This window comes from Allofournierella sp., from assembly GCF_017889395.1.
Classification (GTDB): Bacteria; Bacillota; Clostridia; order Oscillospirales; family Ruminococcaceae; genus Allofournierella.
In genome coordinates, this window is the sequence record NZ_JAGHKE010000034.1 from 1 (window position 1) to 20,091 (window position 20,091).

Below are 20,091 nucleotides of genomic sequence, written 5' to 3' on the forward strand. Positions count from 1 at the left end.
GGAGGACGGCATGCTGACCCTGTTGCCGGGCAAGGCCGGGCCGGACGGATTTTTCATTGCCATTATGGAGAAGTTGTGAACCATGCAGAAAACCTGTATCTCATCCTACACCCTTGAGCAGCTGGCCGAGCGGCTGAAGGCCATGGGCCAGCCCGCCTTCCGGGCAAAACAGATTTTTCACTGGCTGCACCAGAAGCTGGTCACCGAATTTTCGGCCATGACCGACCAGCCCAAGGCGCTGCTGGCAAAGCTGGAAGAGGAGTACTACATTGCGGCTCCCATTATCCAGCGGCGGCAGCAGTCCAAGGACGGAACCGTGAAATATCTTTTCCGCCTGGCGGACGGCAACTGCATCGAGACGGTGGTAATGCGCTATAATTATGGTAACACCGTGTGTGTGTCCACCCAGGTGGGCTGCCGCATGGGCTGCCGGTTCTGCGCCTCCACCCAGGCGGGCCGGGTGCGCAACCTGGAGGCCGGGGAGATCGCGGCGGAGATCTACGCCGCCCAGAAGGACATCGGCGAGCGCATCTCTCACATTGTGCTCATGGGCATCGGCGAGCCGCTGGACAACTTCGACAATGTGATGGATTTTCTCACCATCATTTCCAGCCCCGAGGGCGTGAACATCGGCATGCGGAACATCAGCCTGTCCACCTGCGGCATTGTGCCCCAGATCGACAAGCTGGCGGAAAAGAAGCTGCAGCTCACCCTGTCCATCTCGCTGCACGCGCCCAACAATGCCATGCGCAGCCAGATGATGCCGGTGAACGACGCATACCCGGTGGAGGAGCTCATCGCCGCCTGCCGCCGCTACCAGAAGGTCACCGGCCGACGCATCAGCTTTGAATATTCCATGGTGCGGGGCGTGAACGACAGCCCTGCCACCGCCAAGGAGCTGGCGAAGCTCATCCGGGGCATGGGGGCCCATGTGAACCTGATCCCCATCAACCCGGTGGACGGCAGCCCCTACTCCGCCACCGACGCGGAGAACGTGAAGCGATTCCAGAACATGCTCACCGATTTAGGGGTGAACGCCACCGTGCGCCGCCGCCTGGGCAGCGATATCAGCGCCGCCTGCGGCCAGCTGCGGCGGGAGGCAGCAAAGGAGGAACAGCCATGAAACTGGCCGGCAAAACCGATATCGGCAGCTGCCGCAATGAAAATCAGGACAATTACCGGGCCGCCCGCCTGCCGGACGACACCGTCTGGGCCGTTGTGTGCGACGGCATGGGCGGCGCGGCATCGGGTCAGCTGGCGGCACAGATCGCCACCGATACCATGGAGTCCTGCTTTGCAAGCGGTTTAAAAAACCTGCCCAAGGGTCAGGAGCGTGCCTTCCTGATGCATTGCGTCACTCAGGCCAACCGGGCCATTTACAACGAGGCCCAGGCCCACCCGGAAAATAAGGGGATGGGCACCACCGCTGTGTGCTGCCTGGTGCGGCACGACACTCTGCACGTGGCCCACGTGGGCGATTCCCGCGCCTACCTGTGCCGGGACGGGCAGATCAGCCAGCTCACCCGGGACCATTCCATGGTACAGGAGCTGGTGGAGGCAGGGCGGCTGACCACCGAGGAGGCCGAGAACTACCCTCACAAAAACCTCATCACCAAGGCGCTTGGGGTGGAGCCCGGTGTGCAGGCGGATTATTCCAGCATGCCTGCGCAGCCCGGCGACGTGATCCTCATGTGCAGCGACGGGCTTTCCGGCGTGGTGCCGGATGGTCAGCTGCTGGCTATCATCCAGCACAATCCGTTTTTCACGGTGCCGCGGCGGCTGGTGGAGCAGGCGCTCCAGGCCGGCGGGCAGGACAACATCACCGCCCTGCTGATCGAGGTAGAGCAAACGGAGGACTGAGATGGATCAACTGATAGGCAAAAAGCTGGACGGTCGCTACCTGCTGGAGGAACTGGTGGGCGTGGGCGGCATGGCCAACGTTTATAAAGGTGTGGACCTGAAAAACCAGCGTGTGATCGCGGTGAAGGTCCTGCGGGAGGAATTTCTGGAGAATCCGGAGCTGGTCTACCGGTTCAAGAATGAATCCAAGGCCATCTCCATTCTGGACCACCCGGGCATCGTGAAGGTGTTCGACGTGTCGGTCACCGACAAGCTCCAGTACATCGTGATGGAATACATCGACGGCATCACCCTGAAGGAGTACATGACCCGGCGGGGCGAGCCCCTCACCTGGAAAGAGGTGGTGCATTTCACCGAGCAGATTCTGGATGCACTGGATCATGCCCACCGGAAAGGCGTGGTCCATCGGGACATCAAGCCCCAGAACATCATGCTGCTGGCCGACGGCAAGGTCAAGATCATGGACTTCGGCATCGCCCGTTTCTCCCGCGCCGAGAGCCAGATGGTGAGCAACAAGGCCATCGGTTCGGTGCACTACATCAGCCCTGAGCAGGCCAAGGGCGACGTGACCGACGCCAAGGCAGACATCTATTCCGTAGGCATCATGCTGTATGAGATGCTGTCCGGCAAGCTGCCCTTTGAATCGGACGACGCGGTCTCGGTGGCCATCAAGCAGATTTCAGACAAGGCTGTCCCTCTGGGGCAGATTGCACCGGATGTGCCCCAGGCACTGCAGGACATCACCGCCCGGGCCATGGCGAAGGACCCGAACCGGCGATATCCCAGCGCCCGCGCCATGCTGGAGGACATTGAGGAATTCAAGCGTAACCCCAGCATCCGGTTTGAGTATGAGTATTTAACTGAGGATTCGCCGTCGAGGTATATTGACAAGGTGGTTAAACAAAGCAGACCCGGCTCCGGTCAGAACGAGCCGCGGCGCACCGGTCAGCGTTCCACACGCACCGGCAGCCAGCAGGCTTCCCGCAGTGCTCAGAGCCGCCCCACGGGTACCCAGAGCCGGAAAAAGAAGAAAAAGCGCATCGGTCTGCTGCCGGTGCTGGCGGGCATGGCCACGGCCTTCGCTTTGGGCTCCGCCATTCTGTGCTTTATGATCTTCGCGAACTCCACCAATCCTCTGTTCAGCAGCAAGGAAGACGTGGAGCTGCCCGATTTCACCGGCATGAACTGGGAGGAAGTAAAAGCCCAGTATAATGACAAGCTCAGTCTGACCGCTGAGATGGTGAACAGCAGCGAGACCGAAGAGGGCATCATCATCAGCCAGTCGCCCCGCGGTCCCCGTACCGTGAAGGAGGGCCAGAAGGTCACCCTGAAGGTGAGCATCGGTACCCTGTATGTGAACATCCCCTCGGTGAACGGCTGGACCGCAGCCGAAGCGGAGGAGGCTCTGAAGAACGAGGGCCTGCAGGTCCGCCGGATCAATGAGGCGGATGATACCGTGCCCGAGGGCAGCGTGATCCGCACCGATCCTGCCAACGGCGAGCAGGTGGCCAGCGGCTCCACCGTGACCATGTATGTGAGCCAGAAGAAGGTGGATCTGGAGCGCTCGGTGCCCCAGCTGATCGGCCTGACCGAGGCGGACGCACAGAAGGCGCTGACCGCCAGCAACCTTCGCACCGGTACCCGCACCGAAGCCTACAGCAGCGAGTACGAGGCCGGCCGCGTGATTGCCCAGACCTACGAGTCGGGCGCGCTGGTGCGCATCAACACCACGGTGGGCTACACCGTGTCTCTGGGACCGGAGCCCACGCCGGAACCGACCCCGGAACCCACGCCCGAGCCTACCCCGGAACCTACGCCTGCACCCACTCCGGCCGCGACTATGCCGCCGGTGGTGGTAACTCCGGATCAGGGCAACAATGGCAACAGCGCCAATCAGGGGCACCAGCAGGAGCACGGAGACGATTGATCCTGCCGGAAACGAATGTAACATAACATGAGGGCCGGGCCGTAAATCTGCGGCCCGGCTCTTTCCAATGGCACGAACCAAGCAAACGGGGAAAGGAATTCACTATGCCGGAAGGATATATCAAAAAAGGGATCGGCGGTTTCTACTATGTGCAGTGCGGCGATGAGCTGCTGGAATGCAAGGCAAAGGGTATCTTCCGCAAGCGGGGCATTACCCCGGTGGCGGGCGATCGGGTCACGGTGGAGGTGGAGAACGGCGGCAATGTGATTGCTGAGATCGCTCCTCGCCGCAACGTATTCGTACGGCCGCCCATTGCCAATCTGGATGTGCTGTTTATCGTGGCCAGCACCACCCAGCCGGTGCCCAGCACCCTGGTGCTGGATAAGCTCACCGCCATCGCGGTGGACAAGGAGGTCCAGCCGGTGCTGGTGTTCACCAAGGGCGATCTGGCCAGCACCGAAAAGCTGATGGAAGCCTATGCGCTGTCCACTTTGCCGGTGGTGATCGTAGACCACGCCACCGGCGGCGGACTGGAGGAGATCAAGGCCATGATCCAGGGCAAGCTCTGTGCCTTCTGCGGCAACTCCGGCGTGGGCAAGAGCACCCTGCTCAACGCCCTTCTGCCCGACCTTGCCCAGCAGACCGGCTCCATCAGCCAGAAGCTGGGCCGCGGTCGCCACACCACCCGTGAGGTGGAGATTTTCGAGGCCTTTGGCGGCTATGTGGCCGACACCCCGGGCTTTGCCAGCCTGGACACCGGCAAGGCCTGCTACATTCCCAAGGAGAACCTGCAGTACGCCTTCCCGGAATTTGCACCCTACGTGCATGAGTGCAAGTTCACCGGCTGCGCCCACCGGGCCGAAAAGGGCTGCGCGGTGCTGGAGGCCCTGAAGGAGGGCAAGATCAGCCAGAGCCGGTACGACAGCTACGCCGCCATGTACGACGAAGTGAAGGACATCAAGGACTGGGAACTGCGCTGACGGCTTTCGGGAAAGCAATCAAATAAAAAACGCCCCGCGTCTGCCGTTTTTGACAGGCGCGGGGCGTTTTGTTGAAAAGAAAGGCAGCAGGTGGAAGTTATTCCGCAGAAGCAGGATTGCTCCGGCGGAACAGCAAACGAAATAAAAACCTTACCAGCGGTCCGCAGAAAAAGATCTGCCAGAAAAACGCCATGGGGAAGTTGCAGGCAACGGTCTGCAGCCAGCAGGGCACAAATTCCCATCCCGGTCGCTTGAAAATCACGGTGGCCCAGAAGCTCATAATGGGACACATGAAAGCCACCGTGATGCTGGCACGGGCCACAATCACAAAAACAGGCCGGTCCACCGCCGGGTCCACCAGCCGGAAGGCAATGCGCGGAGCGAACCGGTCCACAAAGCAGAAGCCCATCACAAAGCAGATGGGAAAGATGATCAGCGTCTCCGGCAATGCGGCCAGAATACCCGCGTTGGTCAGCCCGCCCATACGCAGGCCGGTGTTGTACAGCTCCATGGCCAGTACCATGAACAGGGTCATCAGCAGACCATACACCAGTTCTTCCAGTTTTGTCTTCGGCATAATAGAAACACTCCTTCTTAAAAATAAGAAAACGGCCCAGTCCATCGGATGAATAGACTACGCCGTAACGACTTATTTCTATTGTGCCAGACTCATGGCAGTTTTCTGTTTGGCTTTATTATATCACTGCGTTTGGCAAAATGCAAAGGCCGGTTTGCATCCCGGGCGGCAGTGTGGTACAATCAGGCGTAAGCTCTGCCGCCCCAAAGGGAGGCGCGGAAAGGAGAATCGTATGCAGCAAACACGATGCGTGATCGTCTCGGCCGCACCGCTTGCACCCTCCATGAAGAAACTGCTGCGGCCCGGCGACTGGCTGATCGCCTGCGACGGGGGCTACCGGAGCACCCGGCAGATACTGGAACGGGAGCCGGATGTGATCCTGGGGGACTTCGACAGCGCACCCGAGCCGGAGGGGACCGGTGCTGTGGTGCTGCCCCGGGTCAAGGACGACACGGACACCCACTATGCTGCCAAGCTGGCGGCAGAAAAGGGGTTTTCCCAGGTGCTCATGCTGGGGGCGCTGGGCGGACACCGGCTGGAGCATACGCTGGCCAACATCGGCACCGGCCTGTGGCTGGAAAAGCAGGGTGTACAGGTAATGCTGGCTGATGAGGACAGTCTGCTCTGCTACCTGATGCCCGGCAAAAGCCTGGAGCTGCCCTATGAGCCGGAGGAATACTTCTCGGTACTGCCGCTGGAGGGCAGGGCCGAGGGAGTGTGCGAGCGGGGGGCTAAGTACACGCTGGAGGATGCCACTCTCACCACGGTGGATTTTCCGCTGGGGGTAAGCAATGAGACTATGCCCGGCGGCGCCACCATCACAGTACGAGAGGGCGCTTTGCTGGTGATCCGCACCAAAAAGGACCACCAACTGGACTACTGATGCACAAATCCCGGGGAGGATGGATATACTGGAGCAAAACCATCAGCCACAAGGGAGGGAAGCGGCAATGCAAGTAATCGTGGTCAAAAGTCCCAAATGCCTGGCAGGAGTGCTGCGGGCGCTGTTTAAAATCAAAAAGGAAAACTGAATCCAACCCGATGAGAGGGCCCGCTGCCTGGAAAAACCAGACGGCGGGCCTTTTGTCTGCAAAAAGGGGTATGGCTTGCCCACCGCGCGCATATACATGGGACTAGAAACGCGCGAAAGGGGCGAAAAAATGGAATTGAAGGTATTCAGGGACTCGCTGTCCGCCATGGGGAGCCTGTGCGAAACCAAGGCAGAGCTTCCGGTGGAGGCGGAGATCCTTATTCCGGATTATCTGCCGCAGGTGTTCAAGATCATAAAATGCTTCGTCTACCTGGTGCCGCTGCAAAAACAGATCACGGCCGGCCGCCTTACCGTGGACGGCTACCTGCGGTGTGTGGTGTACTATCAGGCCGAGGAGGACCAGAGCCTGTGCCAGACGGAACAGAAGCTGCCCTTCACCCGGGCCATGGACCTGCCGGAGGGGGATTATTCCGGCTACAGCGTTCAGGTGGGCGGCCAGCTGGAATATCTGAACTGCCGGGCGGTGAACCAGCGCCGTGTGGACCTGCGGGGGGCCTATGCCCTCAGCGCCCGGGTGGCCTGCCGCACCGATCAGGAGGTGATCACCGCCCTGGCGGACTGCGGCATCGAGCAGCGGATGGAATCGGTGGAGGGCGTCAAGTGTCTGGCCAGTCTGGACAAGATGATTACCGCGGAGGAGCAGCTGCAGTTTGCCCAGCCGCCCCAGGCCATTCTGGATGTGGCCGGAGTGGGCCAGGTGGAGGACGTGAAGCTGATTTCCGGCAAGGCAGTGGTGAAAGGCGCCATCCAGGTGAGCCTGTTGTACCGCACCGGCCCCGGCTACCAGATGGAGCAGACCCAACAGCGGGTACCCTTCAATCAGATCCTGGATCTGGAGGGCGTGCCGGAGGACAGCGAGTGCTTTGCATCCGCCGAGCTCACCGGCTGCACCGTGATGGCTGCGGCCCAGGAGAACGGGCATACCATCACCGCCACCGCAGCGCTGCATCTGCGGGTATGGCGCAAAAATGAGTGCTATCTGGTCAGCGATGCCTTCTCTACGCAGTACGAGACTCAGGTGAGCAGCCAGCGCATCCTCACCGAGCAGCTGTTCCAGACCCTCAGCCAGGAGTGCGAAGCCCAGACCGGCGGCGCGCTGCCGGACGAAGAAGCCCAGATCATCCACTGCTTTGTACTGCCCGGCCTGCCGGAGCTGAGTGCTGTGGGGCAGGGGGTTCAGCTGAGTGGCCGGGCCAGCGCCCATGTGTTCTGTATGAACTCGCTGGGCGAGATCGACTGCTACGACAAGAGCTTTGAATACACCCTCAGTCCGCCCTGGCCGGGCAGTCCAGAGGAGTACCGCTGCGAGTGCTGGCCTACCGTCACCGACATCGATGTGCGCAAGAACGGAGCCGAGATGACCCTGAGCGCCCGCATCCGGCTGGACGGTCTGGTGTTCAAGCGCAGCTGGCAGACAGCGCTGGAGCAGGTGGAGTGCGGCGAGGCACTGGAGCAGCCGGAGCCGGACATCGCGCTGCGCATCTACTACGCAGCCCCCGGCGAGGATGTGTTCGAAATCGCCAAACGGTACCATGTGTCGCCGGCGGCCATGCTGAAAAGCAACCAGCTGGAGGACACCCGCATCACCCAGGCGACCCGGCTGCTGGTGCCGGCCAGCATGTGAAAGGAGGGGAGGAATCCAATGGAAACCCAGGGCGTTTACAAGGACATCGCAGCCCGTACCGGCGGCGATATTTACATCGGTGTGGTGGGCCCGGTGCGCACCGGCAAGAGCACCTTCATCAAAAAATTCATGGAGGAGCTGGTGCTGCCCCAGCTTACCAGCCCGGCGGTGAAAAACCGGGCACGGGACGAACTGCCCCAGTCCGCCGCAGGGCGCACCATTATGACCACCGAGCCCAAGTTCATCCCGGAGACTGCCGTCACCATCGAGCTGGAGGGGGGCGGCAGCTTCAAGACCCGGCTCATCGACTGTGTGGGCTACATGGTGGAGGGGGCCATGGGCCATGAGGAGGACGAAAAGCCCCGCATGGTGAAGAGCCCCTGGTTCGAGGAGGAGATTCCCTTCGACCAGGCTGCCCAGACCGGCACCCGCAAGGTGATCCGGGAGCATTCCACCATCGGGCTGGTCATCACTACCGACGGCTCCATCAGCGACATTCCCCGGGAAAAATACCAGGCGGCGGAGGCTCAGGTCATCGCCGAGCTGGACGAGATCAACAAGCCCTTTGTGATTCTGCTCAACTGTGTGGATCCTCATAAGCCGGATGTGTACCAGCTGGCCCAGCAGATGGAGCAGGAGTATGGCCATACTGTTATCCCGGTCAGCTGCCTGGACCTGGACCGGGCGGCTATCGGTAAGATTCTGCAGAGCGTGCTCTATGAGTTCGAGGTGAAGGAGATCGCCTTCGCCATGCCCAAGTGGATCACCATGCTGGAGCCGGACCACTGGCTGCAGCAGCAGGTCTACGCGGCGGCCCGGGAATACGCAGACTCGGTGGCTCAGATGAAGGACGTGGCCTGCCGGGAGGACCCGGTGCAGTGCGAGGCGCTGAAGACCTCCCGCATCCGCTCGCTGGAGCTGGCCACCGGCCGGGTGGTGCTGGAGCTGGAGCTGCGGCCGGAGATCTTCTATCAGGTGCTGGGCGAGACCACCGGGCTGGAGATCTGCGACGAGGCCAGCCTGATGCCCTGCATCATCGGCCTTGCCCGGGCCAAGCGGGAGTACGAGAAGATTCGCAGCGCGCTGGAGCAGGTGGAGGCCACCGGCTACGGCATCGTGATGCCCACCATCAGCGAGCTTCGGCTGGAGGAGCCGGAGATCGTGCACCAGGGTGGCCGTTATGGGGTACGGCTGCGGGCCAGCGCACCGTCCATTCATCTGCTGAAGGCCACCATCAACACCGAGATTTCGCCCATCGTCGGCTCGGAAAAGCAGTCGGAGGAACTGGTGGTCAGCCTGCTGCACGACTTTGAGCAGGACCCGCTGAAGATCTGGCAGTCCAACATCTTCGGCAAAAGCCTGCATGAGCTGGTGAACGAGGGGCTGCAGAACAAGCTGCTGCACATGCCCCAGGAGGCCCGTGCCCGCCTGCAGGAGACTTTGGAGCGGGTGATCAACGAGGGCTGCACCGGACTGATCTGTATTATTTTGTGACAAAAATGGTTTTCGGGAAAAAGCCGCCGTATCGGCAAAATACGGCGGCTTTTTTGTGTAAAAACGGTGCAAACTAATCCCAATGAGGCAAATCAGCTGCGAAAACATTGATTCTTTGGTGAAAATAGTGTAAAATTACAAGAAAAACAAGGGGTAGCACTGCGCCTTTTTGCCGCCCGGTCGGGGCGGTGTCGTGCCGGATGACAGGCATTTTGTTTTACCAGGGTCATGGTGCTATTCGGAACAATGGGGCATGGTGTCCTGTGGATTGCCGGCAGGGCACTATTTGTCGCGCCCGGGGTCCGGCTGAAAACAAAAACAAAGTTTGGTGATAGAATTTGTCAATGAAGATCGGTGCGATCCTGAGCAGATTCCGCAAGCAGATTCTGATGCTGTTCGACATCTGCGCTCTCACGGTCTGCTATCTGGCCCCCTGGGTGTTGATCAGCGGCCGCGCGCCCTACGCGCAGTATTCCAGCCTGCTGGTGGCCAGCTGCTTTTTGTTCGTCTGCTGCTTCGAGATCGTCTACGGCCTGATGGGCATGTACGACAGCCTGTGGCGTTACGCCGAGGTGGTGGAATTCTTCCGGCTGTGTACCGGCTCGGCCATTGCGATTTTCCTGTTTGTGGCCAGCTCACTGCTCATCTTCCAGGGAACGGGAAGTCAGGTGCCCGTCTCCGTTTATTTCCTCAGTGCCATGTTCTCGGCGGGTGTGACCATGTACTCCCGCCTGGTGTACCGGATGTACCGGAATGTGAAGCTGGGCAAAAAGGGCGCCCATAAGGCACGCCGCACCCTACTCATCGGCGCAGGCGACGCGGCCAGCACCCTTCTGCATGAGCAGTTCAAAAAGCCCAGCCCGGACATGAACATCATCTGCTGCGTGGACGACGCGCCGGAAAAGCAGGGCCGATACATCATGGGCATCCAGATCATGGGCACCACCGAAGATATCCCCGAGATCGTGGAGCAATGTGAGATCGAGAGCATTCTGCTGGCTATCCCCACCATGGATGAGGAAAACAAACGCCGGGTGCTGTCCATCTGCAACAAGACCAAGTGCAACATCAAGATCCTGCCGGACATTGTGAAGATGATCACCGACGGCAAGGACCTTGCCTCCCGTATCCGCGATGTAAAAGTGGAAGACCTGCTGGGCCGGGAAGAGGTGCAGCTGTCGGTGCGGATCGCGGAATTTCTGCGGGGCAAGCGGGTCATGGTCACCGGCGGCGGCGGTTCCATCGGTTCCGAGCTGTGCCGCCAGATCGCATCCTGTGAGCCCAAGGAGCTGCTCCTGGTGGATATCTACGAAAACAGCGCCTATGCCATCCAGCAGGAGCTGCGCCGCAAATACGGCGATAAGCTGGATCTGCAGGTGCAGATCGCCTCGGTGCGTGATTCCAAAAAGATGGATGCACTGTTCGAGCACTATCGCCCCGAGATCGTGTTCCATGCCGCTGCTCATAAGCATGTTCCTCTGATGGAGGACAGCCCGGAAGAGGCGGTGAAGAACAATGTGTTCGGCACCTTCAACGTGGCCAGCTCGGCGGACCGGTACGGGGCCGAGCGGTTCGTGCTGATCTCCACCGACAAGGCGGTGAACCCCACCAACGTGATGGGCGCCACCAAGCGCGTGTGCGAGATGATCGTGCAGGCCATGGCCCAGCGAAGCAAGACCCGGTTTGCGGCGGTGCGCTTCGGCAACGTGCTGGGGTCCAATGGTTCGGTGATCCCTCTGTTCAAGGATCAGATCGCCTGCGGCGGCCCGGTCACCGTGACCCACCCGGATATTGTGCGCTATTTCATGACCATCTCCGAGGCGGTGAGCCTGGTGCTGGAGGCCGGTTCCATGGCCACCGGCGGCGAGATCTTCGTGCTGGATATGGGTAAGCCCATGCGCATTCTGGATCTGGCCGAGAACCTGATCAAGCTTTCCGGCTTCATTCCCTACAAGGACATTCAGATCGTCTTCACCGGCCTGCGCCCCGGCGAAAAGCTGTTTGAGGAGCTGCTGATGGACGAGGAGGGCCTGCGCAAAACCGAAAACCGGAAGATCTACATCGGCGCGCCCCTCAAGCTGAACAACCAGACCTTCTTCGATCACCTGATGACCCTGAAGCAGATCGCCTACACCAACAACAGCGACAATCTGGTGCAGGCGCTCATCGACATGGTGCCCACCTTCCACCACAAGACCAACTGTGGGCAGGAACCCGCCTGATGAGGCGAGACCAGCTAGGAGGAATGTTTCATGTATCGCAATGTGATCAAGCGTGTGATTGACTGGGTGCTTTCGCTCTGTGCCATTGTTGTGCTGTCGCCCCTGCTGGCGATTCTGGCCCTGTGCGTCAAGTTTTCGTCCCCGGGGCCGGTACTTTTCTGCCAGAAGCGGGTGGGCAAGGGCAAGACCTACTTCCAGATTTATAAGTTCCGCAGCATGCGCACCGATACCCCCAAGGATATGCCCACGCATCTGTTGGAAAACCCGGATGCCTTCATCACCCCCATCGGCCATTTCCTGCGCAAGACCAGCCTGGACGAGCTGCCCCAGCTGTTCAACATCTTCAAGGGCGAGATGAGCATTGTGGGTCCCCGGCCTGCCCTCTGGAATCAGGACGACCTGATTGCTGAGCGTGACAAGTATGGCGCCAACGACTGCGTGCCCGGTCTGACCGGCTATGCCCAGATCCACGGCCGCGACGAGCTGCCCATCCCTAAAAAAGCGGAGCTGGACGGCTACTACGTTCAGCACCTGAGCTTCGGGCTGGATGTGAAGATCTTCTTCGGCACCATCCGCAGCGTGCTGCACCACGAGGGCATCGTGGAAGGCAAGCAGCCCTGAGGTTACAAAAACAAAGAAAACCGCCGCTGTGCAAAACCAAATGCACGGCGGCGGTTTTATTATTTGTATTTCGTTCAAAAGGGGATAGGTCAGCACTTGGTGGAACTGTCCGGCTCCTCCTGGCGGGCGGAATCGGTGGTCATCGTCTCCAGAAGCAGAGCGTAGATCTCGCTGCCCTTTTCGATGAAGGCGTTTTTCACCATTTCGGCGGTCAGCGGGTCCGGCAGGGTGAAGGAAAGGCCGAACACCTCGCTGCCCAGCTCGTTGATGGAGCAGTGCACCACATAGCCCTGGTCGGTTTTGGTCACCTGGGTCTGATGCTGGGCGGCCTTGCGCACCCATTGCTGCGCCCGGATTACCGCGCGAATGGCGGTTTCCCGCACGCTGCGGGGCAACAGGTCAAAGCCCAGCTCATCGGTCACCGAGATCCCCTTGGGGGTGATGTGATAGCCGCCGTTCTCATCCACGGTAACAAGACCTTGATCCTCCAGGTCGGCCAGACTTCCGGCCAGCTCGAAATAATTCACCAGCTGCTCGCCCAGCAGCGCGTTTTCTATATCCTGCCGGCACAGGGGTGCGGCGGTGCGAATCAGGTAGCACAAAAGGATGCTCACCTGGGAGCGGTCGGTCAGGCCGCCCGGCTTTACGCCAAAGGTAAATGCATTTCCGGCCACAGCAAACACTTCCTTTTCTTAGGTGTACTGTTACTATTATAAAAGGATTTGTTCACCTGCGCAAGGCCCGGCGGCCGCCATCACCTCAGATTCAAATTCCGTTTCAATGTGCTTGCGGCTGAAGGGGGTGGAATAGACCCAGCGATCAATGTGTCCGCTGGTCCGGGTGTAGGGCAGGGCAAAGCGCAGCGGCTCGCTCAGCTCCCGGTTCACGATTACCAGCTTCAGTTTCATTTTATCCGGCAGAATGCTCTTGATGTAAACGCTCACCGGCTGGCCCAGCCGCAGTCCCTCGGTGCGCTCGGCAAGGCCTGCCAGATTGGGGGCGATTTCGATGAACACGCCGTAGTCCTCAATGCTCCGCACAATCCCAACCACCGTTTCCCCCACGGCAAATCGGCCCGCGTTTTCCTCCCAGGTGCCCAGCAGCTCCCGCAGGCTCAGCACCAGTCGACCCTGATCGTCCCGGCTTTTGATCACGCAGAACAGGTCCTCCTCCAGCTGCACCCGGTCCGCCGGGCTCTGGATGCGGGAGACCGAAAGACAGTCGATGGGCAAGAGCGCGCTGATGCCGCAGCCCACATCACAAAAGGCTCCGAAGGGCTCGATGTGGGTCACCCGGCAGGGCAGGATGTCCCCGGGCTGCAGCCGGTCCAGATATTCCTCCCGGCAGCGGCGCTGGGCCATCCGGCGGGAAAGCCGCCAGGCTCCGTCCGCCCCGGGTGCTTCCAAAATTACGAAACAGGTGGGCCGCCCCACCCGGGTGAGCACCGCGATCTCCCGCACCTGGCCGGAGTCAATGCCGTCGGCACAGTCGTCATGCTCCATATAGGCGGGCTGGCCGTTCAAATTCAGCCGCAGCCGCTGCTGACGGTCGAAGGCAAGAGCCGTAGCCTGCAGCACCTCACCCTGAGCCTGCGCCTGGGCCAGTTGAGAGGGGCTAAGTTCGCATGCGGGGCGGCAAAGCCCCTCCGGTTTATATTCCACCATGAATCCTCATCCTCATTTCTACTGGTTTCAGATTGCGGCCGCGGCCGCTTAAAAAAATATATGCACCCGTCGGGCGGGATATTTGCAAATTCCACAAGATAGGGTATAATGTATTAGTTAACGGCTGTGTGCCGTAAAAACACAAAAGGAGGCCGCCTATGGACGTTCGCGTTGGGGATCAGATCCTCACCAAAAAGCCCCATCCCTGCGGAGCAAGCTGCTTCGATGTGCTGCGGGTGGGTATGGATTTCAAGATCCGCTGCACCGGCTGCGGCCGCGAGGTCATGGTGCCCCGGGCCAAGATCGAAAAAAACATCAAAAAGATCCTGCGCGGCGAGGAATAGCGGCGGGCGTTTCTTTGTATTTTCACAAAAAAGGAGAAACTGCCCATGCTGGATAAACTGCGCGATGTGCGACTTCGCTACGACGAGGTGAACCACCGTCTGCAGGACCCCGCCACCGTCAGCGACAACAAGCTGTTCCGGGACCTGATGCGGGAATACAAAAATCTCACGCCCCTGATCGAGGCGATGGACGAATACGAGCAGGCCGAGGAAGCCTGCCGCGAGGCGAAGGAGCTGCTGGACGAGGGCGGCCTGGAGCCGGACTTTAAGGAAATGGTACAGCAGCAGCTGACCGAAAACAAGGAAAAGCTGGAGCCTCTGGAGCAAAAACTCAAGCTGCTTTTGCTGCCGAAGGACGAAAACGACGGAAAAAACGTGATCGTGGAGATCCGCGGCGGCGCGGGCGGCGAGGAAGCGGCCCTGTTTGCCCACAGCCTGTTCCGGATGTACAGTATGTATGCCGCCTCCAGGGGCTGGACCTACGAGGTGCTGAGCCTGAACGAGACCGAGCTGGGGGGCATCAAGGAGATTGTGTTCTCGCTGCAGGGCGAGGGCGCCTACAGCCGCCTGAAATTCGAGAGCGGCGTGCACCGGGTGCAGCGGGTACCGGAAACCGAGACCCAGGGCCGCATCCATACCTCCACCGTCACCGTGGCAGTTATGCCCGAAGCGGAAGAGGTGGATCTGGAGCTGGACATGAACGATCTGAAGATCGATACCTTCCGTTCCTCCGGCGCAGGCGGCCAGCACATCAACAAGACCTCCAGCGCCATCCGGGTGACCCATCTGCCCACCGGTATGGTGGTGGAATGCCAGGACGAGCGCAGCCAGTACAAAAACAAGGACAAAGCCCTGAAGGTACTGCGCAGCCGCCTGCTGCAGCAAAAGCAGCAGGCCCAGAAGGATGCCATCGATGCGGATCGCCGCAGCCAGGTTGGCACCGGCGACCGCTCCGAGCGCATCCGCACCTATAACTTCCCCCAGGGGCGGCTCACCGATCACCGCATCGGGCTGACCCTGTACAAGCTGGACAGCATCATGGACGGCGCACTGGACGAGGTTCTGGATGCGCTGATCACCGCCAATCAGGCGGAAAAGCTGAAAGCGGCAGAAAAGGAATGAGTTCCATGGAAACCTTATTGGAAAAAGCAAACGAAGCCTCCATCGCCAAAGCGGCGGAGCTTCTGAAACAGGGCGAGATCGTGGCGATCCCCACCGAAACGGTGTACGGCATTGCTGCCAGCGCCTTCGACGGCAACGCCGTCAAGAAAATCTTTGAGGCCAAGGGCCGCCCCCAGGATAACCCCCTCATCGTTCACATCGACCGGCTGGAAATGCTGGATGGTCTGGTGAGCCGGGTGCCGGAGGGAGCCAGAAAGCTGGCCGAAGCCTTCTGGCCCGGTCCGCTCACCATCATTATGCCCCGTGGCGACAAGGTGGCGGACGAGGTCTGCGCCGGTCTGGACACGGTGGCCATCCGTATGCCCAGTCATCCGGTGGCCCGGGCGGTCATCGCGGCAAGTGGACTGCCTCTGGCAGCGCCCTCGGCGAACCTTTCCGGCAGCCCCAGCCCTACCTGCGCCCATTATGTAATGAGCGATATGGACGGCCGCCTTCCTCTGATTCTGGACGGCGGCGACTGCCAGGTGGGTGTGGAATCCACCGTTATCACCCTGGCGGGGGATACCCCCGTGCTGCTGCGCCCCGGCTACATCACCAAGGAACAGATGGAGCAGGTGCTGGGCGAAGCGGTTGTTTTGTCCGGTGCGATTCTGGCAAAACTGAAGGAAGGGGAGACCGCCCGCTCCCCCGGAATGAAGTATAAGCACTATGCCCCCAAGGCGGAGGTGACCATCGTCAAGGGAGATTTGGCCGCTTTTGCCGCCTATGTGGAGCAGCATAAGACCGAGCATACCCTCTGCCTGTGCTTTACCAGCGAGGCAGGGCAGCTGCCAGTGCCCTGTGTGGAATACGGCGCACAGGACAGCGGGGCCGAGCAGGCCCACGCCCTGTTCACTGCTCTGCGCCGGCTGGATGAGCTGGGCGCAAAGCAGGTGTTTGCCCGCTGCCCGGCGGATACCGGCGTATCGCTGGCGGTGTATAACCGGCTGCTGCGCGCCGCCGCCTTCCGGGTGGTGGAAGCATGAGGACCATCGGCATCACCGGCCGGTCCGGGTGCGGAAAATCCACCGTGTCGGCCCATTACCGGGCTTTGGGCTACCGGGTATCGGATGCAGATCTGGTGGCCCGGCAGGTGCTGGAACCGGGCTCTGCCTGCATTCCTTTGCTGGTGGAGCAGTTCGGCGCGGACATTCTGGATGAAGCGGGCGGTATTCAGCGCCGCCTACTGGCAGACCGGGCCTTTGCCCGGCCGGATGGCTCCCAGCGTCTGGTGAGTATCACCCACCCGGAGATCGTCCGCCGTCTGCTGCAGGAGGGCGAAGAGGCCCGGCAGGCGGGGCAGGAGGTATTCTTTGTAGACGGTGCGGTCATTGTGGGCGCACCCTTTGAGCCTTATTGCGACGGGATCATCCTGGTGAGCGCACCGCTGGAGGAATCGGTCCGGCGCATTTGTGCCCGGGACGGTATTTCGGAAGAGTCTGCCCGCCGCCGGCTGGATGCCCAGCTGAGCGAGGAGACCTTGCGGGCCGCCTGCGCCTGGGAGATCCGAAACGACGGCACGCTGGCCAGCCTGCTGGAGCAGGCGGACCGGGTGCTGGAACACCTGAAAGGTGGGATGTGATTGTTGAAACGATACGGCAAGGCTCTGCTTGTACTGATGCTGGGCCTTGTGGCAGCGGCTTTGCTGGCGCTGCCGCTGATTCGCGCCGGGCTGCATAAGCTGGATCTGGCGCGCTACCCCCAAAAATATCAGGAGCTGGTGGAGCAGTACGCCCTGGAAAACCAGATAGACCCGCTGGTGATCTACAGCGTGATCCGTACCGAAAGCGGCTTTGACCCCAAGGCGGAGTCCAACGTGGGTGCCCGGGGCCTGATGCAGATCACCGAGGAGACCTTCTGGTGGATCAAAAGCAAAATCGCCCCAAAAGAAGAGCTGGAATTCGAGGATCTGTATGATCCGGAGACCAACATCCGCTTTGGTTCCTATTATTTTGCCGCCTGCCTGAGCCGCTACGAAAACGACCTGGCCACCGCGGCTGCCGCCTATCACAGCGGCTGGGGAACTGTGGATGGTTTGCTGGAGCAGGAGGCCTATTCGGCCGACGGAAAAATCCTGCACACCTTTCCCTATGAACAGATGAAACTGTATGTGTACAAGATCACACATGCGTTCCAAAAATATCAAACGCTGTATTCCAGCGTGGAAATCGAGGGATAACCAATGAGCAAAGAAAAGACCAAGGGCCAGCAGCTGGCCGACGAGCTGTTCTACGAAGCACCTCTGGCGGCGGACAGCGCTGCCGATGCCTTTGAGAAGGCAAACGCCTTCTGCGAGGGCTACAAGACCTTCCTGGACGAGGGCAAGACCGAGCGCGAGTGCACCAGCTATGCAGAGAAAATGCTGGTGGAGGCGGGCTACAAGCCCTTTGAGCCCGGCGTGGCTTACCAGCCCGGCGACAAGATCTACACTGTGAACCGTGCCAAGAGCATCCTGGCTGCCACCATCGGCACCAAGAGCATGGCCGAGGGCATGCACCTGAACATCGCCCATGTGGATGCGCCCCGCCTGGACCTGAAGCCCAACCCCCTGTACCAGAGCGCCGACCTGGCCCTGCTGCAGACCCACTACTACGGCGGCATCCGCAAGTATCAGTGGCCCACCCTGCCTCTGGCCCTGCATGGCGTTGTGTTCAAGAAGAACGGCGAGAAGGTGGAGATCAACATCGGTGAGAAGCCCGGCGATCCCGTCTTCTGCATCACCGACCTGCTGCCCCATCTGGGCGCGGACCAGAATGCCCGCAAGCTGAGCGAGGGCATCACCGGCGAGGAGCTGAACATCGTGGTTGGCTCTCTGCCCTACGAGGACGAGGAAGTGAAGGACCGGGTCAAGCTGCTCACCATGAAGCTGCTGAACGACATGTACGGCATCACCGAGCGGGACTTCAACCGGGCCGAGATCGAGGCTGTGCCCGCTCAGAAGGCCTGCGACGTGGGCTTTGACCGCGGCCTGGTGGGCGCTTACGGTCAGGATGACCGCATCGACGCTTATCCGGCTCTGGTGGCGGAGATCGAGACCAAGAACCCCGCCTTCACCACCGTCTGCGTGCTGACCGACAAGGAAGAGATCGGCTCTGACGGCCCCACCGGCCTGGCCAGCATGTATGTGTTCCACTTCATGCAGCAGCTGTGCGCTGCCCATGGTGTGGACAGCATCACCTGCTTCAAGGCCTCCAAGTGCCTGTCTGCGGACGTGACCGCGGCTTACGACCCCACCTTCTCCAGCGCCTTCGAGCCCCAGAACAGTACATATGCAGGCAAGGGCGTGGCCCTGGCCAAGTACACCGGTTCCCGCGGCAAGGGCGGTGCCAACGACGCCAGCGCTGAGCTGGTGAGCTACTTCACCCGCATCTTCGACGATGCCGGCGTGGTATGGCAGCTGGGCGAGATGGGTAAGGTCGACCAGGGCGGCGGCGGCACCGTTGCCAAGTATGTGGCGGCTCACGACATCGACACCCTGGATGTGGGTGTGCCGGTGCTGAGCATGCACTCTCCCTTCGAGCTGGCCTCCAAGGTGGATATCTACATGGCTTACAAGGCCTTCAAGGCCTTCAACGAGGCGCAGGAGTAATTTTCTTTTGCGCAGCAAAACAAAAAGCAAGGGCGCTTCCCCAAGCGGGAAGCGCCCTTGCTTTTTGTCTGGTTATGGGACAGAAGAGACTGCAAAATGATTTATTTCAGGGTGTAGGTGCTGATGCAGCGGCACAGTGCGCCCACATCGGTTTTGGCGGCGAATTCAAACCGGATCTTACCCAGGCCGCTGAACCAGAGCTCCAGCTCACTGTCGATGTCCAGTACACCGGCAGTCTCCACCGAAAAGGCCTGGATCTTGCTGTAGGGCAGGGAAGAAATGTCCTTCTTTTTGCCGGTCAGCCCCTGAAGATTGATGGCAAAAATACGGCGGTTGGTGAATACAATGGCATCCCGCACCGTCTTGTAGGCCTGAATGATCTCTTCATCCGGGATCATCATGGGCTGCAGCATTGCCTGATAGGCGGAAGGATCGGCAGCGGTGAGCTTGTAAGCAGTAGGATTTTTAAAATCGATCATAAAAAGAACCTCCTGTTCCGGTGTTGATGAGAAAACGGGGAATCGTTGCTTTCTGTTTACCATATTTTTCCGTATCTGTCAAGAAGGGGAGCCTGGCGCAAAAGAGGAAATACAGAATTCGGTTGCGTTGTGCTCCATAACTAGTGCAATATTGCTGATTAAGGAAACGGAATAAAATGTTCTGACAGGGCAATGCAATTAAAAATTTATTCGATCATATAAATCCCGAGGACTTTTGTGCGAATTCAGCGTGTTGTCAAGTTGAACAAAAAAGAAAGATCACTTTTTACGAAAGGCTCATGAAAGATAAAAAACAAGGGGGAAAACATGCATTTTTTGAAGCGTTTTTTTAAAAGAGGATAGGAAAAATTACATGGACTTTGCATAAAAAAAAGATTTATAATGATTAACATCTGGAAATATTGCTGGTTTTGTAGAAAAATTGGTGATTTCCAGAGCAAAATGAATGTTGCTTGTATCGGGGGCGCTTTTCTGTTC

Annotated in this window: 19 protein-coding genes; 15 read left to right on the plus strand and 4 right to left on the minus strand. The window is 59.8% G+C overall.

Annotation, left to right across the window (positions count from 1 at the left end; genetic code table 11):
- Positions 1-82: 82 nt before the first annotated feature.
- The 4 genes from rlmN to rsgA all read left to right on the plus strand — a co-directional run bounded on the left by rlmN (position 83) and on the right by rsgA (position 4,767).
- Positions 83-1,123, plus strand: coding sequence for a 23S rRNA (adenine(2503)-C(2))-methyltransferase RlmN (rlmN, locus tag J7G73_RS05925; RefSeq protein WP_291245596.1), 1,041 nt, complete (start codon positions 83-85; stop codon positions 1,121-1,123).
- Positions 1,120-1,860 (plus strand): Stp1/IreP family PP2C-type Ser/Thr phosphatase, encoded by a 741-nt coding sequence (locus J7G73_RS05930; RefSeq protein WP_291245597.1) that lies wholly within the window; start codon positions 1,120-1,122, stop codon positions 1,858-1,860. Before rlmN ends, J7G73_RS05930 begins: the two co-directional genes overlap by 4 nt.
- Position 1,861: 1 nt before the next feature.
- Positions 1,862-3,787 (plus strand): Stk1 family PASTA domain-containing Ser/Thr kinase, encoded by a 1,926-nt coding sequence (gene pknB / locus J7G73_RS05935; protein ID WP_291245598.1) that lies wholly within the window; start codon positions 1,862-1,864, stop codon positions 3,785-3,787.
- Positions 3,788-3,891: 104 nt separating this feature from the next.
- Entirely contained in the window at positions 3,892-4,767 is an 876-nt protein-coding gene (rsgA, locus tag J7G73_RS05940) for a ribosome small subunit-dependent GTPase A (RefSeq protein WP_087296078.1), read from the plus strand.
- A gap of 97 nt (positions 4,768-4,864) precedes the next feature.
- Here rsgA and J7G73_RS05945 read toward each other — a convergent pair whose 3' ends face one another.
- A complete protein-coding gene (locus tag J7G73_RS05945; RefSeq protein WP_291245599.1) occupies positions 4,865-5,344 on the minus strand; it encodes a DUF2798 domain-containing protein in 480 nt (159 codons plus the stop codon).
- A 232-nt stretch (positions 5,345-5,576) separates the two neighbouring features.
- On the opposite strand from J7G73_RS05945, the gene J7G73_RS05950 reads away from it, so the two are divergent.
- The 5 genes from J7G73_RS05950 to J7G73_RS05970 all read left to right on the plus strand — a co-directional run bounded on the left by J7G73_RS05950 (position 5,577) and on the right by J7G73_RS05970 (position 12,356).
- Complete coding sequence (locus tag J7G73_RS05950; RefSeq protein WP_291245600.1) at positions 5,577-6,227, plus strand: thiamine diphosphokinase; 651 nt, start codon at positions 5,577-5,579, stop codon at positions 6,225-6,227.
- Positions 6,228-6,504: 277 nt separating this feature from the next.
- Complete coding sequence (locus tag J7G73_RS05955; RefSeq protein ID WP_291245601.1) at positions 6,505-8,019, plus strand: DUF3794 domain-containing protein; 1,515 nt, start codon at positions 6,505-6,507, stop codon at positions 8,017-8,019.
- Between the two features lie 18 nt (positions 8,020-8,037).
- Positions 8,038-9,513 carry a stage IV sporulation protein A gene (gene spoIVA, locus J7G73_RS05960; RefSeq protein ID WP_087296082.1) on the plus strand — a complete coding sequence of 492 codons (1,476 nt, stop codon included), beginning with the start codon at positions 8,038-8,040 and terminating at the stop codon, positions 9,511-9,513.
- Positions 9,514-9,857: 344 nt separating this feature from the next.
- Positions 9,858-11,735: a nucleoside-diphosphate sugar epimerase/dehydratase gene (locus J7G73_RS05965; RefSeq protein WP_087296083.1), complete on the plus strand. Its 1,878-nt coding sequence runs from the start codon at positions 9,858-9,860 to the stop codon at positions 11,733-11,735.
- 30 nt (positions 11,736-11,765) lie between these two features.
- Complete coding sequence (locus J7G73_RS05970; RefSeq protein WP_087296084.1) at positions 11,766-12,356, plus strand: sugar transferase; 591 nt, start codon at positions 11,766-11,768, stop codon at positions 12,354-12,356.
- A gap of 89 nt (positions 12,357-12,445) precedes the next feature.
- Here J7G73_RS05970 and J7G73_RS05975 read toward each other — a convergent pair whose 3' ends face one another.
- The gene (locus J7G73_RS05975) at positions 12,446-13,030 is read right to left on the minus strand and encodes a DUF4364 family protein (protein WP_087182262.1); all 585 of its coding nucleotides are present in this window, start codon (positions 13,028-13,030) and stop codon (positions 12,446-12,448) included.
- A gap of 36 nt (positions 13,031-13,066) precedes the next feature.
- Positions 13,067-14,020: a S1 RNA-binding domain-containing protein gene (locus J7G73_RS05980; protein WP_291245602.1), complete on the minus strand. Its 954-nt coding sequence runs from the start codon at positions 14,018-14,020 to the stop codon at positions 13,067-13,069.
- A gap of 158 nt (positions 14,021-14,178) precedes the next feature.
- Here J7G73_RS05980 and J7G73_RS05985 point away from each other — a divergent pair, with 158 nt between their 5' ends.
- Genes J7G73_RS05985 through J7G73_RS06010 form a run of 6 tightly spaced genes read left to right on the plus strand, consistent with a single transcriptional unit; the run spans position 14,179 to position 19,114 of the window.
- Entirely contained in the window at positions 14,179-14,364 is a 186-nt protein-coding gene (locus tag J7G73_RS05985) for a DUF951 domain-containing protein (protein WP_058965125.1), read from the plus strand.
- 45 nt (positions 14,365-14,409) lie between these two features.
- Positions 14,410-15,486: a peptide chain release factor 1 gene (gene prfA / locus J7G73_RS05990; protein ID WP_291245603.1), complete on the plus strand. Its 1,077-nt coding sequence runs from the start codon at positions 14,410-14,412 to the stop codon at positions 15,484-15,486.
- Between the two features lie 5 nt (positions 15,487-15,491).
- On the plus strand, positions 15,492-16,511 hold the full coding sequence (locus tag J7G73_RS05995) for an L-threonylcarbamoyladenylate synthase (RefSeq protein ID WP_291245604.1): 1,020 nt from the start codon (positions 15,492-15,494) through the stop codon (positions 16,509-16,511).
- Positions 16,508-17,107 carry a dephospho-CoA kinase gene (gene coaE / locus J7G73_RS06000; protein WP_291245605.1) on the plus strand — a complete coding sequence of 200 codons (600 nt, stop codon included), beginning with the start codon at positions 16,508-16,510 and terminating at the stop codon, positions 17,105-17,107. Before J7G73_RS05995 ends, coaE begins: the two co-directional genes overlap by 4 nt.
- Positions 17,108-17,704, plus strand: coding sequence for a lytic transglycosylase domain-containing protein (locus J7G73_RS06005; RefSeq protein ID WP_367113956.1), 597 nt, complete (start codon positions 17,108-17,110; stop codon positions 17,702-17,704).
- A gap of 3 nt (positions 17,705-17,707) precedes the next feature.
- A complete protein-coding gene (locus J7G73_RS06010; protein WP_291245606.1) occupies positions 17,708-19,114 on the plus strand; it encodes an aminopeptidase in 1,407 nt (468 codons plus the stop codon).
- 101 nt (positions 19,115-19,215) lie between these two features.
- Here the strand turns inward: J7G73_RS06010 and J7G73_RS06015 are convergent, their stop codons facing one another.
- Complete coding sequence (locus J7G73_RS06015; RefSeq protein WP_087296091.1) at positions 19,216-19,593, minus strand: PH domain-containing protein; 378 nt, start codon at positions 19,591-19,593, stop codon at positions 19,216-19,218.
- Between the last annotated feature and the right edge of the window lie 498 nt (positions 19,594-20,091).

Excerpts from the sequence above, each read along its gene's own strand:
- J7G73_RS05970 (WP_087296084.1), top strand. The coding sequence starts at position 11,766 with ATGTATCGCAATGTGATCAAGCGTGTGATTGACTGGGTGCTTTCGCTC.
- prfA (WP_291245603.1), top strand. The coding sequence starts at position 14,410 with ATGCTGGATAAACTGCGCGATGTGCGACTTCGCTACGACGAGGTGAAC.
- coaE (WP_291245605.1), top strand. The coding sequence starts at position 16,508 with ATGAGGACCATCGGCATCACCGGCCGGTCCGGGTGCGGAAAATCCACC.
- J7G73_RS05930 (WP_291245597.1), top strand. The coding sequence starts at position 1,120 with ATGAAACTGGCCGGCAAAACCGATATCGGCAGCTGCCGCAATGAAAAT.
- J7G73_RS05945 (WP_291245599.1), bottom strand. The coding sequence starts at position 5,344 with ATGCCGAAGACAAAACTGGAAGAACTGGTGTATGGTCTGCTGATGACC.
- J7G73_RS06015 (WP_087296091.1), bottom strand. The coding sequence starts at position 19,593 with ATGATCGATTTTAAAAATCCTACTGCTTACAAGCTCACCGCTGCCGAT.
- pknB (WP_291245598.1), top strand. The coding sequence starts at position 1,862 with ATGGATCAACTGATAGGCAAAAAGCTGGACGGTCGCTACCTGCTGGAG.
- J7G73_RS05985 (WP_058965125.1), top strand. The coding sequence starts at position 14,179 with ATGGACGTTCGCGTTGGGGATCAGATCCTCACCAAAAAGCCCCATCCC.
- J7G73_RS05950 (WP_291245600.1), top strand. The coding sequence starts at position 5,577 with ATGCAGCAAACACGATGCGTGATCGTCTCGGCCGCACCGCTTGCACCC.
- J7G73_RS05965 (WP_087296083.1), top strand. The coding sequence starts at position 9,858 with ATGAAGATCGGTGCGATCCTGAGCAGATTCCGCAAGCAGATTCTGATG.
- spoIVA (WP_087296082.1), top strand. The coding sequence starts at position 8,038 with ATGGAAACCCAGGGCGTTTACAAGGACATCGCAGCCCGTACCGGCGGC.
- rsgA (WP_087296078.1), top strand. The coding sequence starts at position 3,892 with ATGCCGGAAGGATATATCAAAAAAGGGATCGGCGGTTTCTACTATGTG.
- J7G73_RS06010 (WP_291245606.1), top strand. The coding sequence starts at position 17,708 with ATGAGCAAAGAAAAGACCAAGGGCCAGCAGCTGGCCGACGAGCTGTTC.
- rlmN (WP_291245596.1), top strand. The coding sequence starts at position 83 with ATGCAGAAAACCTGTATCTCATCCTACACCCTTGAGCAGCTGGCCGAG.
- J7G73_RS05955 (WP_291245601.1), top strand. The coding sequence starts at position 6,505 with ATGGAATTGAAGGTATTCAGGGACTCGCTGTCCGCCATGGGGAGCCTG.
- J7G73_RS05980 (WP_291245602.1), bottom strand. The coding sequence starts at position 14,020 with ATGGTGGAATATAAACCGGAGGGGCTTTGCCGCCCCGCATGCGAACTT.
- J7G73_RS05995 (WP_291245604.1), top strand. The coding sequence starts at position 15,492 with ATGGAAACCTTATTGGAAAAAGCAAACGAAGCCTCCATCGCCAAAGCG.